Genomic DNA, 14,309 nt, shown 5'->3' with positions numbered 1-14,309 from the left:
AGATTCAGTGGTAAGGATAGAGTTTGCGGGTAACTTTCTGGCGACCAGCAATGCACAGCTTCAAATATATGGACCTTCCGTGAAGCACCTTGTCTGAAGTGCTGAAGTAATGTGCGTCACAGAAGCGCCACACAATGGATGCATTCGCACCAACAGTCTGGTCGTGAAAATCGAAATCGGCAGACTCGATCAATTCACACTCACGTAACTCTCGCCGATTGTGAGCAAAGAACAGTTCCCAATGAGTAATGATGATTGGCTTGGCATAAAGGTTGCGAATGATGATGGAGTTGCCGACTGACTCATCGGATGTGCTTGAGAAGTCAATCTCCAACCTGTCGCGATCGCGCCACCAATCCATGATTTTGATTACAGCCAACACTGTTGAAAGTAAGGCACCCCATAGTGCGATCCAGTCATTCAGCCCCAGTCGGTTGAGATAGCACCAGAGGTTCATGAAATTTGATCCTTCATGGAGGTATCAGATAAACGCAACTGCCCCGAGATCAGCCGCGGAAGCAGGGTGTCGCGCAGGGTGGCGAGGGTTTGAGCTTGCTGGCTATTGCGGAAAACTTGTTTCCTAATTACGCCGACTACATCATCAAACGCACTTAATACCGCTGCATCGGGAAAGGGTGTCGTCAATCGATAAACGTTGCCTCGATTTAAGCCTGGCACCGCTGCATCGGTGTTCATCCCCGTTAGGCCGAGTGTCTTCAACAGGTAGAAGCAGTACGTCATCGGAATAGTTGTGCGAAGGTAAAACACTGTGTCGATAGCAAAGAACGGTTGATCTTCCCAATACAAGCTACCGACAGTACCCTTGCGACCAATGATGATCGATGGGCCAGTTACAAGGCTTTCATTGTGGTGGCCCGTGATGCCGCCAGAACCGTACACGGGAATTTCACCTGGAATGCGGTCAGTGGACTTCAATGCCTTTCCGTAAGCCAACTCCATGAACTCGTCAAGTCGAGCCGTCCGCCACCCCCTCGGCACCAAGCCCAACTCCGACTCCTCAAACCCATGTGGAAATAGCGCCGCCGTAGTCTCATCCATGCCTTCGGGGGCGCGGCCTTCCATCTTGGCGCGGACGGGGTCGAAATCGACAAACCACGACTTGAACAGCGCCTGGGCGATGGCTTCGAGCGTGGCGTTGGTTTCGCGCAAGAGGGTGATGCGGTCGTCGAGGGCTTTCAACGTCGCCGCTGCAACCAATTGCTGCTCAAACGGTGGCAAGGTCAGCGTCACCTTTCGCAATTCGCTCTGCTTGATGCCAAGAACAGTTGTGCCAGTGGCACGAGACTTTAGCTGAGACTGCATTTCATCCGTTTGCAGCAGGTAGAGCAGGTAGGTGCTGTCAAGCAGCCCCGACTTTCCACGCAAGGTCACCACGCGCTGGGCGAGGGCAATCTTTTCTGGACCCAGTTGTGCGACTTCACCGAGCGGAGCTTCAACTGTCAAGACGACATCACCCTCTTTGGGAATGCCACGACGCATCCAAGTGGCGTACGCATCCTTTGCGATGAACTCGGTTGGTGTTTCAATTCGGCCGCCCTTGATGACCTTTGCGGTAATCAGTGGGATGCCAGAGTCTGTCTTGACCGGCGTTTTGCCACGGTAGTCGATGAGAGCATCAAGACAGTCCTCAAGTGGGAGAACTGTCGCATCAGAACTCATACCCCAGCCCTCCCAGCTTCTGCCGGATCAACTGGTCATGCTCCGTGCCCCTTGCCATCTGCTCGCCCAGCTTTTCAGTGAGCTGCTGCATTTTGGTGGCGAAGTCTTCGTCGTTGTCTTCGACCTCTTCTGCGCCGACGTAGCGGCCAGGGGTGAGGACGTGGCCGTGCTGGGCGATTTCAGCCAGCGTGACGCTGCGACAGAAGCCGGCAATGTCCTGGTAGTCGCCGGCATCCGGCTCACCGCGCCATGCTGCAACCGTTGCAGCTATGCGCTCGATCACCTCATCGGTGAACTCGCTCTGCACGCGGCTGATCATGGTGGCCAGCTTGCGGGCGTCGATGAACAGCACCTCGCCCTTGCGCTTCATTTTCTGCTTGACCAAAAACCACAGGCAGGCCGGGATCTGCGTGTTGAAAAACAACTGGCCCGGCAGCGCCACCATGACTTCCACCACGTCGGCCTCGACCATGGCGGCGCGGATCACGCCCTCGTTGTTCTGGCTCGAACTCATGGAGCCGTTGGCCAGCACGATGCCGGCGCGACCCGTCGGTTTTAGGTGGTGCAACATGTGCTGCAGCCAGGCGTAGTTGGCGTTGCCCTGCGGTGGGTCACCATAGACCCAGCGCGGATCGCCGGTCAGGCTGCCATGCCACCAGTCGCTGATGTTGAAGGGGGGATTGGCCAGAATGAAGTCGGCGCGCAGGTCGGGATGCTGGTTGCGCGTAAAGGTGTCGCCGGGTTCGCGCCCCAGATTGAAGTCTATGCCACGAATGGCCAGGTTCATGGCAGCCAGACGCCAAGTGGTCGGGTTGGCTTCCTGCCCGTAGATCGAGACATCGCCCAGTTTGCCGCCATGCGCTTCGATGAATTTTTCGCTCTGCACGAACATGCCGCCCGAGCCGCAGCAGGGGTCATAGACCTTTCCGCTATGCGGGCTGAGGATGGCAACCAGGGTCTTGACGATGCTCGCCGGGGTGTAAAACTGGCCGCCGCGCTTGCCCTCGGCGCTGGCGAACATGCCCAGAAAGTATTCGTAGACCTGGCCCAGCACATCACGGGCGGTGCTGGGATTGTCGCCAAAGCCGATGGTTGAGACCAGATCAACCAGCTCGCCGAGCTTGCCATCAGGCAACTGGGCGCGGGCATAGCGTTTGTCCAGAATGCCCTTGAGCTTGGGGTTTTCAGTCTCGATCTGGGTCAGGGCTTCGTCGATGCGCTTGCCAATGTCGCTCTGTTTGGCCGCTGCACGCAGACTTTCCCAGCGGGCAGCTTCGGGCACCCAGAAGGCGTTGACCTCTTTGTAATAGTCGCGGTCTTCCAGCTCGGCGGCCAGATCGTCGGTGCTGGCATTCTCGAAGTAATAGTCGTCCGCTGGGTTGACGAGCCGGGCCGTCAACTCGGCGCGGCGGGCGGCAAAGGTGTCGGAGATGTACTTGACGAAGATGAGGCCGAGCACTAGGTGCTTGTATTCGGCGGCGTCCATGTTGGCGCGCAGCTTATCAGCGGTGGCCCAGAGTGTTTTTTTGATGTCGTCGAGCATGTCGATGCGTTTTCCCTGTCAGATTGTTCTTGATTCGCTTTTTTGGATTATGCGGCTCAAACAGGCTATCGGAGCCTTTCGGCCCGAAGGAGTCCTCCCGTGCTTGAACCACGCCGGGTGAAGGTTATGCAACACTTAAAATTCCGCGCAAATTTGATGATCGGCTTCAAGACGGTTAGCTGGTGCACGAAGAGGCAGACGGGTCGAAAAAATGTTACCAGCGGGACATCGCCCCAGTGATTTTGACTAAGGAGAACTTTGATGAAACGGAAACTTTTGATCGTGGCGCTCGGCCTTGCTTGTGCGCTGGCGCAAGCCCAAACCAAGCCGCCGAGGAAGGCAAAGCCGGTGGTGCAGCAGCCGGCGCCGCCTGACACCTTGGCTGACCTGAAGGCTGAATTTGAGTACCAGCAGACGCAGCTTGCGCCTTACTTGGTCCTGTACGAGGAAGCAAAGCGCAAGCATGAGGACTGCATCAATGAAGTCTTCAAAAACCCGCTGGGCCACATAGGCTGCCGCGCGCAAGAGCGTGAGGTTGTACTGGTCAGCCGCATGGCAGAGCCGACGGCCGTCAAGTTCAACGCCGCAAAGGATGCCTACGAGCGTGAGCAGCGCAAGGTCGATCGGCAGCAGGGCAAGCAGCCATGACCATCGCTTTTGACGCGAATTTGCACTTGCTCTTCGTGAATAAGCGCTACGTTCGCTTCAGGTCAGGTGGTGATTTCCCAACGCAAAGCCCATTTCACCACGGGCATGGCTCTATAAGCACTTTCTCACCAGCCTGGAAAAATCTGGCAACGAGGGCCACCAGCGGAACCCGATTGGCATTTTGGGCATAAGGTTGACCCTCACACGAGCGTCCTGAATGCCACGCCAATCGCACACCCGGTGATCTTTCGCAATCAACAGAATCCTCTGATGGCCATGTGTCAACTGCCAGGAACCCAGCTATCCAAAAGCGCCTGTTGGATCGGATCGCAGAGGTCTACCCTCGGCAACAATTGATATTTTCCACTGCTGGGGCGCATAAGTTTTCGCTCACGATCCCGAAACCGCGCGCCCCTGGTGCGACAACGACCCGCTTCGGCGACATAGCCAAATTGCTCGACGTGGGCTTGGAACTGCACCACCCACCAAAGTTCGAGTCTGTTCAGTTCGCGCTTGATCTTCGTGTTCGGGCCAATCACCAGCTCCTCCAGGGTGAAGTAAGAATAGGCGTCGGCACCATACCTCTTCGCGTCCCGCCGCATGCGCAGGTTGGGTGCAGTGCCGGCGCGTAATTGGCTGCGGTGCATCACACACCGTCTGTGGATGTTCTCCGCCTGCCCGATGTTCACCATTCGCGTGGCTCGGTTCAGCATTGCGTAAACGCCCGGCGTTTTTGGAAGAAATTCGATGCCATCAACCGGGGGTGTGCGAAACACGGCGTCAATGTCGGTATCCATCAGCGGCTCCTAAAGCGCCAAGTCAATGAGGGCAAGTTCATGTTCATCGGGTTGGATCAGTCGTCGTTGCGATTGAGGGCAGCCCGAGCCAATTCGTTCTGCCGTTCAACGATCGCGTTGAGGGCTGGTGTGATGGCCTGAATGAATTCGGGCGATTCGGCCAGGTTCACATCGTGGCCATCAAGCCCTTCTCGCACCAGTTTGAGCAGATCGAGTTCGTTGGCGGTGATGAGGTGCTCGCCCATGACCTCGGAAATCGCGTCCCACAGTGATGGGTCGCTTTCTGCAACGACCTTGGCCAACAGAAACACAGGATCGACCTCAAGCAGCTTGGCAGCAATCACCGCCTTGCCCGCGGGCAGCTTCATGCCACCCGACTTGATCATGGCGATGACGTTGGGCATGGGGTAGTCGAGCGCCTTCTGTAGATCGACGTTTTTGATGCCCAGATCCTTCATTCGGGTTTTGAGAATATCCTTGACGGGCAGTGCAGTGAAGCGGTGGTCACGCAGTCGGAAGCTCAATGCGGTCGGTACCTTGTCTTCGCTCATGCTCATACCGCCACCAGTGCGATGACGCCGTTGCCAGGAAACACGATTGGCGCGCCCACAGTGTTGCCAGACAGCTCGCGCAGGTGCTTGATCAGGTTTTGCTCGGTGGAGGTCAAGCAGAGGGGATTGAACTTTTCCTCAATGACCTGCAGCAGCACCGGGTCTGATTCACGCAGGGCAACCGTGAGCAGTTCGACTGGATCGAGTTCGAGCGCTGCCGCAAGTGCCGGAACCCTGTTAAGCGGCATGTGCATGGTGCCAGCTTTAATCAACTTCAAAACGATTTCCCGCTCAAACCCGACCGCTGCACACAGTTCACGATCGGTTAGGCCCAGGGCCGATTGCTGGGCCTGAATGAGGCCAATGAGGGATTGGGGTGCGGGGGTTAAGGCAGTGTGCATCAGCGGCTCCGTTTTCAACAGGGCTGCGACATGCTGCCCGTGCAAAAATTGTAGAGAGCGGCTTTCAGCTTATCGGTGGCAATGTTGTCTTCACGCAGTGGCAATCAGGTCGCATTGCTCACAGTCGCCTCTGGTAAAACCGCGGATCATGGCGCCCAGCCGTGTGCATACATTTTTGAAATTGACGTTGCTTTGAAGACATCCAATCCCGCCGTTCGATCTGATTTCTTATAGGTGCGAGCCGGGCGTCTTCCAGCTTGCCATCGATGACAGGAGGGTGCGATTGATCAATGTTTGATACTTTGTTCCGGTAGCCCGTGCCCGCATCCTGTAGGCAGCAAGAACCCTGCTGCAGAGTCGAATCGTGATGTGCTCTGACCCGGTCACAGAGTGCGGAGTGGGCCTGGATGCAGCTGCAGGTGCAGGTGCATCGCATGGTGGCAACTCCATCATGTCGGCATCCTCAATGTCGAGTTCCATGTCCAACTCCTCATTCATGGTGTCCAATTCCGCTACTGTTTCGGCTAGCATCTTCTCCACTGCCACCGTGTCATCGGGCGCACGCGCCATAAGATCCGCCGCCACTGACTTGTTGTTGAGCTTGGACATTTTTGACATCAACTCAGTCAGGAAATCTTCATTTTTTGTTTTCATTTCTGTTGCTCTCTGGTTGGAAATATTTAACCTGGTGCCATCCGCCATGCAGTGCTCATCGAGTCCATGAAGTGCCGTGCCATCTCGTTCACTCGCTTCATCACTTTTGCGATCAAGCTCGGTTTCACAACCGCACGCCAGTCGTCCGCTTCATGCTTGCCGGAACGCGCTGTGGTTGGATAGGTAGGTAGGATGCACGGGCCTGGATCGGTTTCTTCCTGGTCTTGATTGCTCACAGTCACAGATGAATGATCGATCATCGCGCTTTGATTAACTGTATTGTGGTTACTGTATTCAGGACTAGCCCCGTGCAAGTTGAAATCTCCCTCTGGCGCCATGTCAATCGCGGGCAAATTCGTTACCGAATTTTCACAAGACTGAGCGCGGGTCAGCGCCCGCAGCGCCTGGCGGATCCTGTCGTTTGTGACGCTGTCGCGGCGCGTGAAGGCGGCTCTCTTGCGGCGATCACTGGGGCGAATCTTGTATGAATCGGTGCCGCGGCCAAGTTGTATAGATGCCTCTTGAAGCAGTGCCACCAACGGGTTATCGGTTTCCACGGGAAGTACCAACGCAAAGTCTGCCGCCAATGTCTCGAAGCGGAAGTGACGCCATTCCTCAATCGTTACGAATGGAACGTCTCGGTCGATCCACGTCCTTTCTGACCGTGCGCTGTATTCCTCAGTCGGCAGCGGCGCGTAGGCAATGCCGTCCCGGGTGTCCTTGGTCTTGACATAGTGTCGCGACCTGTAGCTGTCTCCACGATCGCCAGATTCGCGTCTCGGTGCCCTACCTTGATTGATCGTCAAGCAACGCCGCAGCGCCCGCAACGCCTCCCTGTTCGATTCAACATCTGGGCATTCCCCGTCCTTTTTAAGCAAACGCCCTGGAGCTTGTCTGCCCTCGCGGTTTGCGTCCGCAATGGCGATCGAGTTAGCGTCCATGGCGGCGGCATACTTGGCGGCGAGTATGGGCGCGTCAAAGTAGGCAGGGATCGTGATCCGAGGACGGCCGTTGGGCAGGTTTGCTTGATGCCGCAATAAGTACAACGCCGCTGTCGCCAGAATCTCTGGGGCATTGCTTGGATGCCTTGCATCAATCGCGATTTCTACTCCCGTGATCTTCACGGATTCTTCTGTCAGCGATTCACCGGCACGCGCCAAAGTCTGCAACTGGCGCAAGAACTCATCGGGGGAGCGCGGATTTTGAACTCGAAACCGGAACTTTTTCGACGATTCATCTGATTCCAGCGATTCAACAAAAAGATTGCCCCAGACGCCGTAAGCCCGTCTTCTGACAGCGTGCCACTGGCTCGGTTCTATGAGCGTCAGCTCAATCTCGATCCAATCGATCGAGGCTCGGAAGCTGAAGCCTTCAAGCCCGAGCGGAAGACCGGACTTGAGTCTTGCCGGATTGGGAGACGTAGTCATGACGGGAAATGGCCGACGCATTGCTCTGGCTTTCACCACGATGGCAATCCCACCGCATGTAGCAACTGCGTTGCAATGTCACGAGCTTGGTCAAGATCAAGGCGGTAGACCCTGAACGGATTACCTGTAATCAACTGGACATATCGCTCTTTGGTCACCTGATCCGTTTGCTCATGGACGCCGATGACTTCAAGTTTTCGGCCAGTTGTGCTGCCGGTGGCGGTGCCGATCCCGTAGGCCAGCATGGCTTCTGCAGCCCTCCCCGACAGCTTCAACACACCAAGACGTCGGGACTTTTCCCACTCGATGAACTTTGCCAGATCCTGTGGGCGATAAAAGCTCCGATTGGAAATGTGAACGACGTCGATCCGATACGGGACATGCCGGGAAACATTTCGGTTGTTACGCAGCCATAGCTCCCATTGATCAGGGGTTCTATCTGAGAGTTGCTGACTCAGAAACTGCGCCGCCTGGCTGTTGCCGTAAAGCTCATCGTTTGGGCATTGGGGATCGATTTTCATGTTGATCCAATTTTAAAATCGAATCAAGAAAAACGCCATATAAGCGCTTTTCTTGATTCTTTCTATAAGCAGAACTACACTAGATGTGTTCGATAGGCTATGCCCTATCGGTCAATCAAAACGCTTATGGAATGCAGTCCGATAGGCTCAGTTTTGAATCAACGGACACTTATTTAACGAACAACAACCTAACGCACATTTATGGCAACAATCCTCTACACCCGGGTCAGCACCGCCGAGCAAACCGTCGAGCATCAAGTCACCCAGGCACGGGCGGCAGGGCTTGTGTTTGACCAAGTCGTCACCGACGATGGTGTCTCTGGCGTCACCATCAAGCTGGCCGATCGTGAGGGCGGTCGGCGGTTGTTTGATCTTCTTCGCAGCGGGGATACGTTGGTCGTGCGCTGGGTGGATCGGCTTGGTCGGAACTACGAGGACGTTTCAGACAACATCCGGGCATTCATGCGACGCGGGGTGGTCATCAAGACCATCATCAACGGCATGACCTTTGACGGTGCTGCGGCAGACCCGATGACGCAGGCTGTCAGGGATGCGCTGATCGGTTTCATGGCTGCTCTGTCACAGGCACAAGCTGAAGCCACGAAGGAGGCTCAAAAGGCCGGGATTGCCCACGCAAAGGAGCGTGGGGAAAAGGTCTACCTGGGTCGCAAGCCTAGCTTCGCAGAAAACCAGATCAATCAGGTCGTCACCCTGAGGGGTGAAGGGAAGGGCGTTACTGAGGTTGCCAAACAGCTTGGGCTGTCTCGCGCGACCGTCTATCGAATTTTGAAAAGTCCCAGCGATGCACACGCGAGCGCCATGGCCTGGCGTTGACCAACGTCACTACTATCCAAGGATGAGCCGAGTCCGTCGAATGCTCAACCATTGCTCCGAGTAATTTTCTCTGAGGCCGGCACTGAGTCGCCCCTTAAGTTGGCGGTTCATCGCCTCAAGCGATACAACTCGATCAAGCCATCCGCGTACATGTGCATGGCGTACGGCAGCCATGTCGGGACTGTTCAAGAGCCATGTGTCTGCTGTGGTTAAGGTGCCAGCGTAGACAATCAGATCGCGCTCACCAGGATCAAGAACGGCCAAAGGGAATGACTCGTGAAACTTGGCTCGCATCTCATCTGTGACCATCGCCACGTGCCGCATCGATGCCCGAAGCACTAGTTCATTGATGAGTGTTTCAGGAGATCGGTTTTGAGCGCCAGTCTGGGTTTCCTCGATAACCTTTTCCACAGTTTCGATCGCGAAGTAATTTGCGATCGTATTCCAGCACCCAGTACGGTGAGCCTCAATGATGACGTTGGTATCAACGATGACTCGTTGCCCGGGACGGAAAGTCATGCCAAACCTTAAAGGTCAAACGGTGCGGGGAGTCCATGTTCTGCGAACAGGTCTCGAAGGTCGTCTACAGAAGTGTCTAAGAGTTGAGCAGCGCGGCGTACAGACACGTGCCCCTCGTCCATACCCCATGACAATACAGAAATGAATCTTTTGCTATATGGAGCAGGCAATTCAACTCTGGTGTCTTCGCCGTTTGCTCGCAAAAGCTCGTCTGGAATCGCGTTTGCTTCAGCCTTCGTTATGACTTTCGTGTTGACAAGACGCCACTTCAAGGCGGAACCGCTAACGCCTAGCTTTGCGGCGGAATCCTTCACCCATCCCACTATCGCGGCACCTCGCTGCGGTGTACTTCCGGCAACGAGCGCCGAAATCGTCTTCGAGGGCATTAAGAGACCGGCTGCAAAATTTTCCGCAAGTTGTTCGACTCGCTTATCGTCTCTGTCTGCTGGTCGTTCCGACTCGACGTGCTTCGGCGGCATCGTTGACCATGTGAGTAGGTGGAATAGCTCATGTGCGAGGTCAAATGCTCGTCGAGCTGGATGCTCATTACGATTAATCAAAACAGCGTTCAACTGATCAAGCTGGCAAGCAGCACCCGAAACGCCACTCACCGCATCTACATAGAGGACAAGAGTGTCTAGTTCCTCTTGTAAAGCCTCGGCCAAGCGAACGGACGGAACTTCACCCAGTCGTAGGGTCGCGCCAATCGCCTCACCTTCAGCGATTGCATCTTCAAACGACGAGCGCGAGGTCAGTGCAACGCGGCGCAGCGATGAGTGGATTGAGTCTCCGCGCAACTTTGACAGGTGCCGGAAAGCAGCTATCCAGCGTCCTGCCTTCTGCTCAAATTGGCTGAGTGCTAGCTCGTTCGCATTAGTCTGCCGCCAAGAAAATTTCCCTTCGCCCGCAAGCTCAAAAGGATCGGTAAAGTAATCAACCCCGACGCCAAAGACCTCGGCAGCTCGCACCATTTCTTGAAAGCCGAGCTTTCGTTCTCCCAGTTCTATCTGAGAGAGGGTTTGGCGATCCTTAAAGCCCAACGCCTTCGCAAGCTGCTCCTGTGTCATCTTGCTCTGATCGCGCAGGGCCTGCAGGCGAAAACGAGTCGAAGATGCATCCATTGAGGTTCCCTCTAAAAGCACGCTATTATATATTGCAAATTACAACGATGCAAAAAATTCTTGCGAAAATCACTTTCGCAAGAACTTTGGTGTCTGACGACTTTAAGGTGGTTTGTCCTAGCGAGTAGACAGGGCTGAAAATGATAAGCGAGGATTATGTAGTGAGTGATTGCTCACTCCACGTTGTCACTTTGAATTTGAGGGCTTTGCAACCCAGCAATAAGTCAAGTGCTTGACGAATGTGCCCGGGGCTACACCGCGTGATCTTTGACGATGTCAGTAACGAGTATTAGGCTTGGTGCAGTCGAGCTGCCGGGGTCCAAAATCACCGCGACAAACCGTCCTTGCAAGTACTCGCGTTTCCGTTTTCTACAAAATCGTGGTACAAACCCTTGACGATTATTGTGATGTAGCGGGGCCGAAAGTATTGGGTTCGATCCCCGCCAGCCGCACCAGCATTAACTTCCCCAGTGATTAAGTGCTCGCATCAAGAGACCGATGTAGCTTAGCCATTACTCAGGCGCACCAAACGCGTGAGTTCGGGCTGAGAGTCGGTTGACTTGATCTCGTTTTTCCGTGGCCCATCTTGGGCCTACTCATCGCCTATCGCCCATCGCTGATTCGATAAGGCTTGTGCCTGTTCAATATTGAATATTAATCTCTGGCCCACGGGTTGCCTTGCAATTCTCCTCAGCTTCGGCAAGGTTCATCGTCTTTGTGGCCGGGATGACAAGCTGTCTGCGCAGGCTCTCTTACGTGCCAATGTACCAGGGCAGCCTCAATAAAAAGCCAGTGAATTTGCCCACACCACGTTTGTTTGAGTGGCACCAGGGTTGGCGAAACGGTGCGCCAGGGAACTGCGGAAACGAAAGGAGTCTCCCTCGTACAAGAGGACGATTCGGTCATCGACGGTGAGTTCAAGTGTGCCGGTGAGCACGAGGCCGCCTTCCTCGCCGCGGTGTGTATAAGTCTCCGGTCCAGATTGTCCGCCCGGGCGGATCGACACGAGGTAGATCTGCATCTCGCCTCCCAAATCAGGCGAAAGGAGTTCCTTCGTCACGCCGTAAGTCCCAAGATCGAGACGCCGGCGTGAGCCTCGCCGCACAACCAGGCCCTTTTCAGCCGGGTTTTCCAACGGACCACTGTCAAAGAGCCAACTCAAGGGGACCCCCAAAGCGGTGCAGATCTGCGTCATCGATTTCAAGGAGGGTGACGAGAGGCCACGCTCGATTTGGCTGAGCAAGCCAACTGACAGTTCCGACTGTTGCGACAGTTCAGTCAAGGTAAGGCCCTTGATACGTCGCCGCTGCCGCACCTGGATGCCCAGCCCCATTTTTTGTGCGTCCGCAGACGCCGTAGTTTGCTTCTTCATTTCAAATATTCCTTGCCCTTTTCACGTCAACAGATCACGGGTGAATCTCTATTGACATCAAAACATCCCGTCTGTAGTATGAAATAAATGACGCAAATTTTCAATATAAATGAAAGTATAGCGGCCATATTTAACTAGGAGCCAGCATGTCCCAGCCAAACTGTTCGTCACTTTGGGCCAGTACCGCAGCACCTGACATTGAAGCAAGCGCGCTTCAGGAGATAGTGCCGGCTGATGTGGTCATTGTTGGCGCAGGGTTCACCGGTTGTGCCGCTGCGCTGGCAATGGCACAGCGCGGTGCCCGGGTCCGACTTCTCGAAGCGAACGTTGTCGGGTGGGGTGCCTCAGGCCGAACCGGCGGACAGGTGATACCGGGTTTGAAATTCGATCCGGACGAGATCGAGGCCATGTTTGGGCCCGACCTCGGTCCACGCATGGTGAATGCGGTCGGTAGCGTCGGCGACGAAGTTTTCGGCTTGATTGAACAGCACGCAATTTCATGCGACGCACAGCGCAAGGGCTGGCTTCAACCGGCCTTCTCAACACGTTCCCTGAATTTGGCCCTACGGCGTTGTGAGAGTTGGCAGCGACGAGGTGCCGATGTGGCGCCGGTTGATCGATCAGAAATGGCACGATTGCTTGGCACCGACCATTACCTTGGTGGATGGGAAGACCGTCGCGCCGGTCATGTGCAGCCAATGTCCTATGTGCGCGGACTTGCTGGGGCTGCGCAGCGGGCCGGAGCCGTGATCCACATCGACTCACCGGCCCTCTCTCTGACTCGTCAGGGTACGAAGTGGCGGGTCTCTACCCCCCAAGGGGCAGTCGACGCTGATCAGGTGCTGCTCGCGACCAATGGCTATACCGATGGATTGTGGCCGGGGCTTGCCAGAACGGTTGTGCCGATGATGAGCTTTCAAGCCGCCACCGTCCCGATTTCGGAAGACTTGGGAAAGAGTATTTTGCCCGAAGGGCATGCCGCTTCAGACACGCGTCGCTTGTTGTGGTACTTCCGTCGTGACGCTCACGGGCGGCTCACCATGGGCGGTCGCGCGCCCTACCGTGAAGACCTCGGTGCGGCTGATGCCGACTACGTCCGCAATGCCGTCAACCGGTTGTATCCGCAACTCAGTGGCACACCGTTCGAGTTTCACTGGGCTGGGCGTGTGGCCATGACACAAGACCATATCCCGCACCTGAACCGACTTGACAACGGGCTTTGGGCGGCGCTCGGCTACAACGGCCGGGGTGTTGGCATGGCTACCCTCTTTGGACGATATTTGGCCGATCTCGCGACAGGCGTTCCGGCAGAGGGGATTCCATTCCCTGTCACCTCAATGCGGCCCATTCAGGGCTACCCCTTTACTCGCCTGGTCGCCCGCGCCCTGGTGAGCTACTACCGTATTCGAGATCAGCTCGAAGCGGCCTAGATCCTGGCAACGATTCCCGCTACTCCCTGCTTCACCCCTGAAAGGAAACATCATGTCAAGACTTCTACGCCTGTTCACCTTGTGCCTTGTTTTCATTGGATCGCTCGCCAGCGCTCAAACGCCCCTTCGTGTCGGTTCGACGCCGACAGGGATTCCGTTCACCTTTCTTGACACCAAAACCAACAAGATTTCCGGCGTCATGGTCGACCTGGTCAATGAAATCGGTAAGGACCAGGGCTTTGCGGTGGAGATCAGCCCGATGCCCTTTAGCTCGCTCATTGCTGCTCTCCAGGGCAATAAGATTGACGTCATAGCAGCGGCCATGTACATCACGCCGCCGCGCCAGGAGGTGGTCGACTTCAGCGATCCGATTTACACCTACGGCGAGGGCCTGTTCGTCGCCGCGAAGGATAGCAAAGACTACAAGGCCTATGAGGACCTCAAGGGCGAAGTGGTGGGGGTTCAGATTGGCACGGCCTACGCCAAACCCTTGCAGGCATCGGGCCTGTTCAAGGAGGTCAAGGTTTACGACTCGATCTCCGACATCATGCGCGACGTCAACCTGGGCCGGATCAAGGCCGGCTTCGGCGACTATCCGATCGTGGCTTATCAGCTGGGCCAAGGCGTCTTCCCTGAGACGCGTTTGGTCAAGGGTTACAAGTCGGTGTGGGTCGGCAGCGTTGGCATAGCGGTGCGCAAGGGCGACAAGGCAACGATCGACAAGATCAACGCCGCGCTGCGCAAGTTCAAGGCTGACGGCACCATTGATCGCGTCCTCGCCCGCTGGAATCTGAAATAGTCCAATTGAGCT

General features: G+C 55.7%; 16 protein-coding genes. 4 read left to right on the top strand and 12 right to left on the bottom strand.

The annotated features are described in order from the left end of the window. Positions 1-4 precede the first annotated feature (4 nt). Genes WA157_RS19935 through WA157_RS19925 form a run of 3 tightly spaced genes read right to left on the bottom strand, consistent with a single transcriptional unit; the run spans position 5 to position 3,223 of the window. The gene (locus WA157_RS19935; protein WP_422622648.1) at positions 5-457 is read right to left on the bottom strand and encodes a hypothetical protein; all 453 of its coding nucleotides are present in this window, start codon (positions 455-457) and stop codon (positions 5-7) included. Beyond that, positions 454-1,680, bottom strand: coding sequence for a restriction endonuclease subunit S (locus WA157_RS19930; RefSeq protein WP_422622647.1), 1,227 nt, complete (start codon positions 1,678-1,680; stop codon positions 454-456). The genes WA157_RS19935 and WA157_RS19930 overlap by 4 nt, the downstream gene beginning before the upstream one ends. Further along, on the bottom strand, positions 1,670-3,223 hold the full coding sequence (locus tag WA157_RS19925; protein ID WP_422622646.1) for a type I restriction-modification system subunit M: 1,554 nt from the start codon (positions 3,221-3,223) through the stop codon (positions 1,670-1,672). The genes WA157_RS19930 and WA157_RS19925 overlap by 11 nt, the downstream gene beginning before the upstream one ends. A 261-nt stretch (positions 3,224-3,484) precedes the next feature. Here WA157_RS19925 and WA157_RS19920 point away from each other — a divergent pair, with 261 nt between their 5' ends. Next, on the top strand, positions 3,485-3,871 hold the full coding sequence (locus tag WA157_RS19920; RefSeq protein WP_422622645.1) for a hypothetical protein: 387 nt from the start codon (positions 3,485-3,487) through the stop codon (positions 3,869-3,871). Positions 3,872-4,152: 281 nt separating this feature from the next. Here the strand turns inward: WA157_RS19920 and WA157_RS19915 are convergent, their stop codons facing one another. From WA157_RS19915 to WA157_RS19890, 6 genes are all read right to left on the bottom strand, one after another. Continuing rightward, positions 4,153-4,668, bottom strand: a complete 516-nt coding sequence (locus WA157_RS19915; protein WP_422622644.1) for a hypothetical protein — start codon at positions 4,666-4,668, stop codon at positions 4,153-4,155. A gap of 56 nt (positions 4,669-4,724) precedes the next feature. Then, on the bottom strand, positions 4,725-5,225 hold the full coding sequence (locus WA157_RS19910; protein WP_422622643.1) for a hypothetical protein: 501 nt from the start codon (positions 5,223-5,225) through the stop codon (positions 4,725-4,727). After that, positions 5,222-5,620 carry a hypothetical protein gene (locus tag WA157_RS19905; RefSeq protein WP_422622642.1) on the bottom strand — a complete coding sequence of 133 codons (399 nt, stop codon included), beginning with the start codon at positions 5,618-5,620 and terminating at the stop codon, positions 5,222-5,224. Before WA157_RS19905 ends, WA157_RS19910 begins: the two co-directional genes overlap by 4 nt. A 228-nt stretch (positions 5,621-5,848) precedes the next feature. Then, on the bottom strand, positions 5,849-6,322 hold the full coding sequence (locus WA157_RS19900) for a BrnA antitoxin family protein (RefSeq protein ID WP_422622641.1): 474 nt from the start codon (positions 6,320-6,322) through the stop codon (positions 5,849-5,851). Next, positions 6,301-7,701, bottom strand: coding sequence for a hypothetical protein (locus tag WA157_RS19895; RefSeq protein WP_422622640.1), 1,401 nt, complete (start codon positions 7,699-7,701; stop codon positions 6,301-6,303). Before WA157_RS19895 ends, WA157_RS19900 begins: the two co-directional genes overlap by 22 nt. Positions 7,702-7,733: 32 nt before the next feature. Continuing rightward, on the bottom strand, positions 7,734-8,222 hold the full coding sequence (locus WA157_RS19890) for a hypothetical protein (protein ID WP_422622639.1): 489 nt from the start codon (positions 8,220-8,222) through the stop codon (positions 7,734-7,736). A gap of 201 nt (positions 8,223-8,423) precedes the next feature. On the opposite strand from WA157_RS19890, the gene WA157_RS19885 reads away from it, so the two are divergent. Beyond that, entirely contained in the window at positions 8,424-9,056 is a 633-nt protein-coding gene (locus WA157_RS19885; protein ID WP_422622638.1) for a recombinase family protein, read from the top strand. Between the two features lie 12 nt (positions 9,057-9,068). Here WA157_RS19885 and WA157_RS19880 read toward each other — a convergent pair whose 3' ends face one another. The 3 genes from WA157_RS19880 to WA157_RS19870 form a co-directional block, all read right to left on the bottom strand. Continuing rightward, positions 9,069-9,575, bottom strand: a complete 507-nt coding sequence (locus WA157_RS19880) for a hypothetical protein (RefSeq protein WP_422622637.1) — start codon at positions 9,573-9,575, stop codon at positions 9,069-9,071. 8 nt (positions 9,576-9,583) lie between these two features. Then, on the bottom strand, positions 9,584-10,696 hold the full coding sequence (locus WA157_RS19875; protein WP_422622636.1) for an ImmA/IrrE family metallo-endopeptidase: 1,113 nt from the start codon (positions 10,694-10,696) through the stop codon (positions 9,584-9,586). Between the two features lie 778 nt (positions 10,697-11,474). Then, positions 11,475-12,068: a helix-turn-helix domain-containing protein gene (locus WA157_RS19870; RefSeq protein WP_422622635.1), complete on the bottom strand. Its 594-nt coding sequence runs from the start codon at positions 12,066-12,068 to the stop codon at positions 11,475-11,477. Positions 12,069-12,214: 146 nt separating this feature from the next. On the opposite strand from WA157_RS19870, the gene WA157_RS19865 reads away from it, so the two are divergent. Then, positions 12,215-13,498: an NAD(P)/FAD-dependent oxidoreductase gene (locus WA157_RS19865; protein WP_422622634.1), complete on the top strand. Its 1,284-nt coding sequence runs from the start codon at positions 12,215-12,217 to the stop codon at positions 13,496-13,498. Between the two features lie 52 nt (positions 13,499-13,550). Beyond that, positions 13,551-14,297 (top strand): ABC transporter substrate-binding protein, encoded by a 747-nt coding sequence (locus WA157_RS19860; RefSeq protein WP_422622633.1) that lies wholly within the window; start codon positions 13,551-13,553, stop codon positions 14,295-14,297. Positions 14,298-14,309: the final 12 nt, after the last annotated feature.

This window comes from Rhodoferax ferrireducens, assembly GCF_049302455.1.
In the GTDB taxonomy this organism is placed as follows: Bacteria; Pseudomonadota; Gammaproteobacteria; order Burkholderiales; family Burkholderiaceae_C; genus Rhodoferax; species Rhodoferax ferrireducens_B.
The sequence above is the reverse complement of the archived record's forward strand: the minus strand, read 5'-3'. Positions and strand labels throughout refer to the sequence as shown.

What these genes read in the sequence shown, in the direction of transcription:
- WA157_RS19935 (WP_422622648.1), bottom strand. Translation starts at nt 457, where the DNA reads ATGAACCTCTGGTGCTATCTCAACCGACTGGGGCTGAATGACTGGATC.
- WA157_RS19930 (WP_422622647.1), bottom strand. Translation starts at nt 1,680, where the DNA reads ATGAGTTCTGATGCGACAGTTCTCCCACTTGAGGACTGTCTTGATGCT.
- WA157_RS19925 (WP_422622646.1), bottom strand. Translation starts at nt 3,223, where the DNA reads ATGCTCGACGACATCAAAAAAACACTCTGGGCCACCGCTGATAAGCTG.
- WA157_RS19920 (WP_422622645.1), top strand. Translation starts at nt 3,485, where the DNA reads ATGAAACGGAAACTTTTGATCGTGGCGCTCGGCCTTGCTTGTGCGCTG.
- WA157_RS19915 (WP_422622644.1), bottom strand. Translation starts at nt 4,668, where the DNA reads ATGGATACCGACATTGACGCCGTGTTTCGCACACCCCCGGTTGATGGC.
- WA157_RS19910 (WP_422622643.1), bottom strand. Translation starts at nt 5,225, where the DNA reads ATGAGCATGAGCGAAGACAAGGTACCGACCGCATTGAGCTTCCGACTG.
- WA157_RS19905 (WP_422622642.1), bottom strand. Translation starts at nt 5,620, where the DNA reads ATGCACACTGCCTTAACCCCCGCACCCCAATCCCTCATTGGCCTCATT.
- WA157_RS19900 (WP_422622641.1), bottom strand. Translation starts at nt 6,322, where the DNA reads ATGGCGGATGGCACCAGGTTAAATATTTCCAACCAGAGAGCAACAGAA.
- WA157_RS19895 (WP_422622640.1), bottom strand. Translation starts at nt 7,701, where the DNA reads ATGACTACGTCTCCCAATCCGGCAAGACTCAAGTCCGGTCTTCCGCTC.
- WA157_RS19890 (WP_422622639.1), bottom strand. Translation starts at nt 8,222, where the DNA reads ATGAAAATCGATCCCCAATGCCCAAACGATGAGCTTTACGGCAACAGC.
- WA157_RS19885 (WP_422622638.1), top strand. Translation starts at nt 8,424, where the DNA reads ATGGCAACAATCCTCTACACCCGGGTCAGCACCGCCGAGCAAACCGTC.
- WA157_RS19880 (WP_422622637.1), bottom strand. Translation starts at nt 9,575, where the DNA reads ATGACTTTCCGTCCCGGGCAACGAGTCATCGTTGATACCAACGTCATC.
- WA157_RS19875 (WP_422622636.1), bottom strand. Translation starts at nt 10,696, where the DNA reads ATGGATGCATCTTCGACTCGTTTTCGCCTGCAGGCCCTGCGCGATCAG.
- WA157_RS19870 (WP_422622635.1), bottom strand. Translation starts at nt 12,068, where the DNA reads ATGAAGAAGCAAACTACGGCGTCTGCGGACGCACAAAAAATGGGGCTG.
- WA157_RS19865 (WP_422622634.1), top strand. Translation starts at nt 12,215, where the DNA reads ATGTCCCAGCCAAACTGTTCGTCACTTTGGGCCAGTACCGCAGCACCT.
- WA157_RS19860 (WP_422622633.1), top strand. Translation starts at nt 13,551, where the DNA reads ATGTCAAGACTTCTACGCCTGTTCACCTTGTGCCTTGTTTTCATTGGA.